The 6,348-nt window shown below is 72.1% G+C and carries 6 protein-coding genes; 5 read left to right on the forward strand and 1 reads right to left on the reverse strand.

Annotation, left to right across the window (positions count from 1 at the left end):
- Nucleotides 1-834: acyl-CoA dehydrogenase family protein (locus ACFWI9_RS13595; protein WP_387161588.1), on the forward strand; the 834-nt coding region annotated here is incomplete at its 5' end.
- A gap of 396 nt (nt 835-1,230) precedes the next feature.
- Here ACFWI9_RS13595 and ACFWI9_RS13600 read toward each other — a convergent pair.
- The gene (locus tag ACFWI9_RS13600; RefSeq protein WP_387161590.1) at nt 1,231-1,644 is read right to left on the reverse strand and encodes a hypothetical protein; all 414 of its coding nucleotides are present in this window, start codon (nt 1,642-1,644) and stop codon (nt 1,231-1,233) included.
- 249 nt (nt 1,645-1,893) lie between these two features.
- On the opposite strand from ACFWI9_RS13600, the gene ACFWI9_RS13605 reads away from it, so the two are divergent.
- From ACFWI9_RS13605 to fxsA, 4 genes are all read left to right on the forward strand, one after another.
- On the forward strand, nt 1,894-2,334 hold the full coding sequence (locus ACFWI9_RS13605; RefSeq protein ID WP_387161592.1) for an Lrp/AsnC family transcriptional regulator: 441 nt from the start codon (nt 1,894-1,896) through the stop codon (nt 2,332-2,334).
- A gap of 10 nt (nt 2,335-2,344) precedes the next feature.
- The gene (locus ACFWI9_RS13610; protein WP_387161593.1) at nt 2,345-3,967 is read left to right on the forward strand and encodes an amidohydrolase; all 1,623 of its coding nucleotides are present in this window, start codon (nt 2,345-2,347) and stop codon (nt 3,965-3,967) included.
- Between the two features lie 682 nt (nt 3,968-4,649).
- Entirely contained in the window at nt 4,650-5,438 is a 789-nt protein-coding gene (locus ACFWI9_RS13615; protein WP_387161596.1) for a polyprenol monophosphomannose synthase, read from the forward strand.
- A 52-nt stretch (nt 5,439-5,490) separates the two neighbouring features.
- Entirely contained in the window at nt 5,491-6,069 is a 579-nt protein-coding gene (gene fxsA / locus ACFWI9_RS13620) for an FxsA family membrane protein (protein ID WP_387161598.1), read from the forward strand.
- Nucleotides 6,070-6,348: the final 279 nt, after the last annotated feature.

Below are 6,348 nucleotides of genomic sequence, written 5' to 3' on the forward strand. Positions count from 1 at the left end.
ACGCACCCGCCCCTCGCCCGGCACGTCGTCGGCGCGGCACGGGACCGCGCAGCACCCCAACCCGCGCACACAGCGGCAAGCCACGCCGCCTCGCTGCGTACCAAGGCCGTGCGCGATGAGGACGACTGGGTGATCAACGGCACCAAGGCGTGGATCACGCACGGCGGGGTCGCCGACTTCTACACCTTGCTCGCCCGCTCCGGAGGCGAGGGCCCGCGCGGGATCACGGCCTACCTCGTGCCCGGAGACGCCGAGGGACTGAGTGCCGCCGCGCCCGAGAAGAAGATGGGCATGAAGGGCTCCCCGACCGCGCAGCTCCACTTCGACGGTGTACGCGTCCCGGACGCGCGCCGTATCGGCGAGGAGGGCCAGGGCTTCGCGATCGCGCTGGCGGCGCTGGACGCAGGGCGTCTCGGCATCGCGGCCTGCGGTATCGGCGTAGCCCAGGCGGCGCTGGACGAGGCCCTCGCATACGCCGCGAGCCGGCAGCAGTTCGGCCGCCCCATCGCGGACTTCCAGGGGCTGCGCTTCATGCTGGCCGACATGGCCACCAAGGTCGAGGCGGGCCGCTCGCTGTACCTGTCCGCCGCGCGGCTGCGGGACGCGGGCAAGCCGTACTCCCGGCAGGCGGCCATGGCCAAGCTGTTCTGCACGGACACGGCCATGCAGGTGACCACCGACGCGGTGCAGATCCTCGGCGGCTACGGCTATACGGCGGACTTCCCCGCCGAGCGGCTTATGCGTGAGGCCAAGGTGCTCCAGATCGTCGAGGGTACCAACCAGATCCAGCGGATGGTCATCGCCCGTCACCTTGCGGGGCCAGAGTCCCGCTGACCCATCCGGTCCGCCGCGTCCATGCCGGGGCCGCCGTCAGCCTGTTCCATTCCTGATCACGGCGGCCCGGCAGAGTGCGGCCTTCCTGTGCCCAGTTGCGCATCAGATCGCGGTAGATCGGCGGATCCACCGACCGCGGAACCGATTCTTCCGGGCGCGGTGCCATCAGCCGCCGACGGCCGGTGCCGCCCGTGGAGTGCTGCGGGTGCATGTGCGGGGTCATGCCCGAAAAACGCCCCCGGGCCCGGCTGGGTCACCGTTCCGCTGATGCGAGAGCCAGTTCGTGCTGTCCCCCGCCATGGCGCCGGTGCGGGTCGGCGCGGTCCCCACCTCAGGCGCGGTCCCCGCCTCAATCGGTTGCCGTGGTGCGCGGGGCACCGGGGGTGGACGAGCCGCTCAGGCCGCCCGGCGCGCCGGCGGAGCCTTGAGTGGGCGCGAGCCGGGGCCGCCGACGTGCGAGAAGGGCTGCATCCGCCAGTCGAGACCCTGGGGGAGCGTCAGCAGCAGCGCGGTGTCCTGCTCCTGGACTTCCAACGTCTCGTCAGCGGGGCCGGCTTCCGCGGCGGACCGGCCGGTGCCCGTGCACACGGAGAGCACGAAGGGGTTCCACGGCGTCGGGCACAGGGCGTGCTCCGGAAGGGCGACCTCGTCGGCCAGCAGTGCGATCGGCTGGGCGCAGTCCGGGCAGATCACCCGGTACATCTCGAAGGTGTCGTAGGCACCCCGTTCGTCGTCCGCGATGTCGCTGCCGGGGCAGACGGAATCAGCGGGCTCCGGTTCGGTACGTCCGGCTCGCTTCACACTGTGCATGGAAAATCTCCCCCTCGGGTGGGCCGACCAGGCATACGCGGCCCTCGACCACACCAAGCACTTCCCTCGCGGCTCCCTGGATAACCGTGCGGCATCGAAGGACACGGCCATGACCTTGTGGTGTTCATCACATATCGCGCGCTGGGTGCTCGGGTGGGGCCCCATCCCGCGCCTGAGTGACCTCATCCGAGCCTCCGTCCGAGGCAGCCCGCTGTGCCCGGCGCCGTCCGGGGCAATAGGTTGATCCGCATGGAGGAGCTGGATCGTCAGATCGTCGAGTTGCTCGTCAAGGACGGGCGCATGAGCTACACCGACCTGGGCAAGGCCACCGGCCTGTCCACCTCGGCGGTGCACCAGCGCGTGCGGCGGCTCGAACAACGTGGTGTCATCCGCGGCTACGCCGCTGTCGTGGACCCGGAGGAGGTCGGCCTGCCACTGACGGCCTTCATCTCGGTGAAACCGTTCGATCCGAGCGCCCCGGACGATATCGCCGACCGGCTCGCCGGTGTGCCCGAGATCGAGGCATGCCACAGCGTGGCCGGGGATGAGAACTACATCCTGAAGGTCCGCGTCGGAAGCCCGATCGAGCTGGAGGAACTGCTCAGCCAGATCCGCTCGCTGGCAGGTGTGTCCACGCGCACCACCGTGGTCCTGTCCACCCCGTACGAGGCACGGCCACCGCGAATCTAGGCTGTTCCCCATGAGTGAGAGCGTGCCCCCGGGCGAACACCGCACCGTGCTGCTGCGCGGCGGAGACGTACACAGCCCCGCCGATCCGTTCGCGACAGCCATGGTGGTCGAGCGGGGGCACATCGCCTGGGTGGGGTCAGAAGGCGCGGCCGACGCCTTCGCGTCCGGCGTGGACGAGGTCGAGGACCTGGAAGGCGCCCTGGTGACCCCGGCGTTCGTGGACGCCCATGTGCACACCACCGCGACCGGTCTCGCACTCTCCGGGCTCGACCTCTCGGGCGCCCGCTCGCTCACCGAGGCCGCCGACCGCATCCGCGCCTACGCCGCGGCGCGGCCCGCCGACCGCATCCTCATCGGACACGGTTGGGACGCCGCGCGCTGGCCCGAGCAGCGCCCGCCCCGGCGGGCCGAGCTCGACGAGCTCACCGGCGGCCGGCCGCTCTACCTCACCCGGATCGACGTGCATTCCGCGGTGGTGACCACCGCGCTGCTCGACCTGGTGCCCGGGGTGCGCGCCATGAGCGGCTTCCGCGACGGCGAACCGCTTACCGGGGACGCCCACCACGCGGTGCGCTCCGCCGCGTACGCCGCCGTGTCCCCCGGGCAGGGCGCCGAGGCCCAGCGCCTGGCGCTGCGGCATGCCGCCTCGCTCGGCATCGGCACCGTCCATGAGTGCGCGGGGCCGGAGATCTCGTCCGAGGACGACTTCACGGCCCTGCTGAAGATCGCGGCCGAGGGACACGGCCCCCGGGTCGTCGGCTACTGGGCCGACACGGACGTACGGCGGGCGCGCGCGCTCGGTGCGGCGGGAGCGGCCGGTGACCTGTTCGCCGACGGCTCGCTCGGCTCGCACACGGCCTGCCTCCACGAGGCGTACGCCGACGCGGCGCACTCCGGCGCCGCCCATCTCGACGCGGCTGCCGTGGCGGCCCATGTCGGCGCGTGCACCGAGGCCGGGATCCAGGCCGGATTCCACGCGATCGGCGACCGGGCCGTCAGCAACGTGGTCGAAGGCGTCCGGGCCGCTGCCGACGCGCTCGGCCTCGCCCGGGTGCGTGCTGCCCGGCACCGCGTGGAGCACGCCGAGATGCTCGCCCCCGAGACCATCGCCGCCTTCGCCGAACTCGGCCTCACGGCCTCCGTGCAGCCCGCCTTCGACGCCGCGTGGGGCGGCGACACGGGCATGTACGCCCAGCGTCTCGGCATCGAGCGGGCACGCACCCTGAACCCGTACGCCGCGCTGCTGCGCGCCGGGGTGCCGCTGGCCTTCGGCTCCGACAGCCCGGTCACCCCGCTCGACCCCTGGGGGACCGTCCGTGCCGCCGCCTTCCATCGCACCCCGGAGCACCGGATCTCGGTACGGGCCGCGTTCACAGCCCACACCCGGGGCGGCTGGCGGGCTATCGGGCGGGACGACGCGGGCACCCTGGTGCCCGGCGCGCCCGCCGACTACGCGATCTGGCGCACGGGTGAACTCATCGTCCAGGCTCCCGACGACCGGGTCGCACGCTGGTCCACAGACCCCCGCTCCGGCACCCCTGGTCTGCCGGATCTCACCCCCGGCACGGCCCTCCCGGTGTGCCTGCGCACGGTGGTCTCCGGACAGACGATCTATATGCGGCCTAACGAGTGAGATCGGAATTAGTCGTACCGCGACCCTGTGCGCCTGACGGTTCGTTTGCCACCTGCGGATCTGCCCGCCTGACCAGCCGAATCAGCCAATCGTCGCAGATGACGTGCCTGTTGACAGAGTGCGGCGTGAGGCGGGTAGGTTCGGCCGAGTCCACCACAGGACGTCCGACCGGCCGGGACTTCCACGCAGTCGTCGAACGCCGCTGGGTCATGGGGTGGTGCGCCGCAGCGGCACACCACCACCAGGAGCCAGGTTCAGCGCCCGCGCCTCGGGGGCGAGGGAAGGCCGCGGCCGGTGGGGGTCTCCTCTGTCCGGCCTGCACCGCAGGAGCTCGGGGGAAGGTGCGATCCGGGTGGGGCCCGGCGTTCAGTAGACAACGGCACTCGGGCGGCCCGCAGCCAGCGGGTCCCAGGCCGGCCCGAAGGACGCCGGGTTCCGATCCGCTGCCGCCCGCTGTGGCGACCGCGGTGCCGATCCCGCTGCCAGTCCCGAACTGCGGTTCCGAACCGCGGCCGGCCGCCATCGTGATCATTCCGGTCCAGACCTGGACTTATCGGTGCACTACAGTGGCCCGTGCCGTCCCACGGAGCGGCCCCGGGGCCCTTCGGGACCGTGCCGAGGTGGCCGCGTCGCCAGTGGTCGCTATGGTGGTTCTCTGCGTAGTGACGTCAAAGGGGCAGTAGTGAACGACGGTGGTCAGAGGCGGTACGGCCCGCTCGGCAGAGCCTTGGCGATCATCCCCACCTACAACGAGGCCGAGAACATCGAGCCGATCGTCTCCAGGGTGCGTGCCGCGGTTCCGGATGCGGACATCCTGGTGGCCGACGACAACAGCCCCGACGGGACCGGCAAGATCGCCGACGAGCTCTCCGGTGAGGACCCCCAGGTGCACGTCCTGCACCGCAAGGGCAAGGAGGGCCTCGGCGCCGCCTATCTCGCGGGCTTCCGCTGGGGGATCGAGCACGGCTACGGAGTCCTCGTGGAGATGGACGCCGACGGGTCCCACCAGCCCGAGGAACTGCCCCGGCTGCTCACCGCGCTCAAGGGCGCGGATCTCGTCCTGGGCTCCCGCTGGGTGCCCGGCGGGAGGATCGTGAACTGGCCCAAGTCCCGGGAGTTCATCTCCCGCGGCGGAAGCCTCTACTCACGGGTCCTGCTCGATGTCCCGATCCGCGATGTCACCGGCGGTTTCCGTGCCTTCCGCAAGGAGACCCTGGAGGGCCTCGGCCTTGAGGACGTCGCCTCGGCCGGCTACTGCTTCCAGGTCGACCTGGCGCGTCGCGCTGTCGCCGCCGGATTCCATGTCGTGGAAGTCCCGATCACCTTCGTCGAGCGCGAGCGCGGCGACTCCAAGATGAGCAGGGACATCCTCGTCGAGGCGCTGTGGCGGGTCACCGCCTGGGGCCTGAGCGCCCGGGCGAACCGCCTGCTGGGCCGCCGCCCGGCGAAGCCCTCCCGACCCGCTTCCTGACCCGGCTGCGCTCTTTACGCCATCCGAGCGGTCGGCCAGGCACACTGGGTCCATGACGACCGGTGTACGCACTCCGACCGCCCCGCAGCGTTCTCGCACCCGCACCTTCCTGCCTCTCGGTATCGCCGCCTGGCTGCTCCTGGAGATCTGGCTGCTCACGCTGGTGGCCGGAGCGGCCGGCGGGTTCACCGTGTTCGCCCTCCTCGCGGCGGGCGCGGTGCTCGGAGCCATGGTGACCAAGAGGGCCGGTCGCCGGGCTTTCCGCAACCTCACCCAGGCTTTCCAGCAGCCCGGCGCGGCCCCGGCGGCGCCGGGCGACCGGCAAGCCGAGGGCAACGGCCTGCTGATGCTGGGCGGACTGCTGCTGATGCTGCCGGGGCTGGTCTCCGACGCCGCCGGACTGCTGCTGCTTCTTCCGCAGGTGCGCCAGAGCGTCGGACGCCACGCCGGAAAATCCCTGGAGCGCCGGATGCGGCAGGCCACGCCCGGTTCGCTCGAGGACGCCCTGCGCCAGGCGCGTATCCACCGGCCGGACGGAAAGGTCGTCCAGGGCGAGGTCATCCGCCAGGACGACGCCGCCCCCACTCCGCCGCAGCCGGGCACGGGCCAGCACCCGCCGCTGACGCCGTAGGAAGGCCAGGCCGTATGGGGGCGGCCCGGGCAGCCGGGGGTCGGGCCGCCCGGGCTTCCGAGAGTCGGCGTGACCGCCGCCAGGGACGTCCGGGCGTCCGGCGGATTCCCGAAGCCCCAGTGACCCGAACTCTCAAAGGCCCCCGACACCCGAAGGCCTCGTAGCAGCCAAAAGCCGCGGGGGGGGGGCGCCCAACAGAGGTAGGGGGCCCACGCCGGGGCGGTTGGCATTGGCCCCAGATCGGGTCTGTCTGGCGGGCGGGGCTCTGGCAGAGCCGAG

The sequence above is a fragment of the Streptomyces sp. NPDC127084 genome (assembly GCF_042724175.1).
Classification (GTDB): domain Bacteria; phylum Actinomycetota; class Actinomycetes; order Streptomycetales; family Streptomycetaceae; genus Streptomyces.